This window comes from Mycobacterium gordonae, from assembly GCF_001417955.2.
Classification (GTDB): Bacteria; Actinomycetota; Actinomycetes; order Mycobacteriales; family Mycobacteriaceae; genus Mycobacterium; species Mycobacterium gordonae_B.
On record NZ_LKTM01000137.1, the window covers coordinates 1 to 2,649 of the forward strand.

At 64.1% G+C, this 2,649-nt stretch carries 2 protein-coding genes; one reads left to right on the top strand and one right to left on the bottom strand.

Annotated features, from left to right (window positions below):
- A partial coding sequence (locus AO501_RS13325) for an IS256 family transposase (RefSeq protein WP_055578185.1) occupies window positions 1–1,052 on the bottom strand: 1,052 nt, incomplete at its 3' end.
- Window positions 1,053–1,295: 243 nt separating this feature from the next.
- Here AO501_RS13325 and AO501_RS13330 point away from each other — a divergent pair.
- Window positions 1,296–2,504: an IS110 family transposase gene (locus AO501_RS13330; protein WP_055578186.1), complete on the top strand. Its 1,209-nt coding sequence runs from the start codon at window positions 1,296–1,298 to the stop codon at window positions 2,502–2,504.
- Window positions 2,505–2,649: the final 145 nt, after the last annotated feature.

Below are 2,649 nucleotides of genomic sequence, written 5' to 3' on the forward strand. Positions count from 1 at the left end.
GGATTTGTCGTCCTCAAATGGATCCAATGCTCTGCGGGGTACTTGTAGAACTCCAGCAGGGTGTCCAGATCGTCGACGATCTTGGCGACCGCCTTGGGGTACTTCGCCCCGAAGTCGACCTCGAAGGCCTTGGCCGCGACTTGGGCCTTGTCGATATCCTCAGCGTTGTAGATGTCTTTGAGCGCCGCCAACGCCGAGGGGTGTGCTGATTTCGGTAGTGCGGCAAGGATATTCGACTGCTTATGGAACCAGCAGCGCTGTTCGCGGGAGGCCGGGAACACCTCGCGGACCGCTTTCCAGAACCCGAGGGCGCCATCGCCGACGGCCAGCACCGGGGCGGTCATGCCGCGGCGTTTGCAGTCACGCAGCAGATCAGCCCACGACTCGCTGGACTCCCGATACCCGTCGGTGATCGCGACCAGTTCCTTGCGGCCATCGGCACGCACGCCGATCATCACCAGCAGACACAGCTTGGTCTGCTCCAGCCGGACCTTGAGGTGGATGCCGTCCACCCACAGGTAGACGTAGTCGGTGCCGGACAGATCCCGGCGCCCGAACGCGGCGGCTTCGTCTTGCCACTGCGCGGTCAGGCGGGTGATCGTCGTGGCCGACAACCCCGCACCCGAGCCGAGGAACTGCTCCAGGGCCGGCCCGAAGTCCCCGCTGGAGAGCCCGTGCAGGTACAGCAATGGCAGCACCTCGCTCATCTGCGGCGACTTACGCACCCACGCCGGCAGGATCGCCGAGGCGAACCGCTGCCGCTCACCGGAATCAGCATCGATGCGCTTGTCGTTGACCCGCGGTGCGCTCACACTCACCGCACCCGCTGCGGTCAGCACCTCTCGCTCATGGTGATAACCATTGCGCACCACCAGCCGGTGCCCGTTCTCATCGACCTCACCGGCATGGGCATCGATATAGGCGGCAACCTCGGCCCGCAACGCTGCAGCCAGCATCTGCCGAGCGCCGTCGCGGACAATCTCATCGAGCAACGACCGGACCGCACCAGCGTCCTCGTTGGAGGATTCCGAGCCGTGAACTACCGTGAGCATGGGCGTCCTTAAGTTCGTAGGTGCAGTTACTTCGTGTTGTTACGTTGTGCTGTGACCCGGGTGGGTCGGGTGTGGCTGCATGCGTGTTGCCGGCCTTGGGTGCGGCTTGAAGGGACTGGCCGCCCGACCTGCTTGGACTTCTCTGGCCGCTGATTGAGATCTGCGATGTGATCGCTTGTTTAAGGAAATGCTGGCGGGGTTGTCCGTGGGGATCATGTTGGCAGACAGGCGAATAGAGGTGCGGTGACTGCGGTTCAGTTGTGGGCTGGTGTAGATGTCGGCAAGGAACATCACTGGGTGTGCGTGGTCGACGACAAGGGCGCGGTGGTGCTTTCCCGCAAGTTCGTCAACGACGAGCAACAGATCCGTGGGCTGGTTTCCGAAGTGGACAGGCTCGGTGGGCCGGTGTCGTGGGCGGTGGACCTGACCACCGTCTACGCCACCCTGTTGTTGACGACGCTTGCTGATGCCGGCAAGTCGGTGCGCTATCTGGCGGGCCGCCAAGTGTGGCAGGCCTCGGTGACCTACCGCGGCGGGGAGGCCAAGACCGACGCTAAAGACGCCCGGGTGATCGCCGATCAATCCCGGATGCGCGGTGCCGATCTGCCGGTGCTGCATCCTGGCGATGACCTGATCACCGAATTGCGCATGCTGAGCGCTCATCGGGCTGATCTGGTCGCTGACCGCACCCGCACCATCAACCGGCTGCGCCAACAGCTGGTCGCGGTGTGCCCGGCTCTGGAGCGAGCAGCGCAGATCACCCAGGATCGCGGGTGGGTGGTGCTGTTCTCGCGCTATCAGAGGCCGAAAGTGATTCGCCAGAAGGGGCTTTCGCGGCTGACGCGGATACTGGCCGATGCCGGGATCCGCAACGCGGCCTCGATCGCAGCCGCAGCGGTAGCGGCCGCCAAGACTCAGACGGTGCGCCTGCCCGGCGAAGAGGTCGCTGCCGCACTGGTAGCCGAATTGGCGCAGGGGGTGATCACCCTCGATGACCGCATCAAGACCACAGATGCCGAAATCGAGGGCCGATTTCGCCGCCATCCGCTCGCTGAGGTGATCACCAGTCTGCCCGGCATGGGCTTCCGGCTCGGCGCAGAATTCCTCGCCGCCGTGGGCGATCCCGCGCTGATCGAATCGGCCGACCAACTCGCCGCCTGGGCCGGACTGGCCCCGGTATCCAAAGACTCCGGAAAACGCACCGGACGACTTCACACGCCCAAGCGCTACAGCCGTCGACTGCGCCGAGTGATGTACATGTCCGCACTGACCGCGATCCGCTGCGACCCGCATTCCAAGGCCTACTACCGGCGCAAACGGGACGAAGGCAAACGAGCGATCCCAGCGACGATCTGCCTGGCGCGACGCCGCACCAACGTCCTGTACGCCCTCATCCGTGACAAACGCACCTGGCAACCCGACTCACCCCCAATCACCGAATCGGCGGCTTGACTTCCTCATTGAGAGTCCCTTCCCGAACCAGCGCGCCAACGCCGGCTCTTGATCAGACCTTCGACTTTCAGATCATCCTCGGGAAGGTGCGCCCTTTCCTACGCCCGCCTCGCCGAGGCTCATCCACAGGTTCTGATCATTGCTC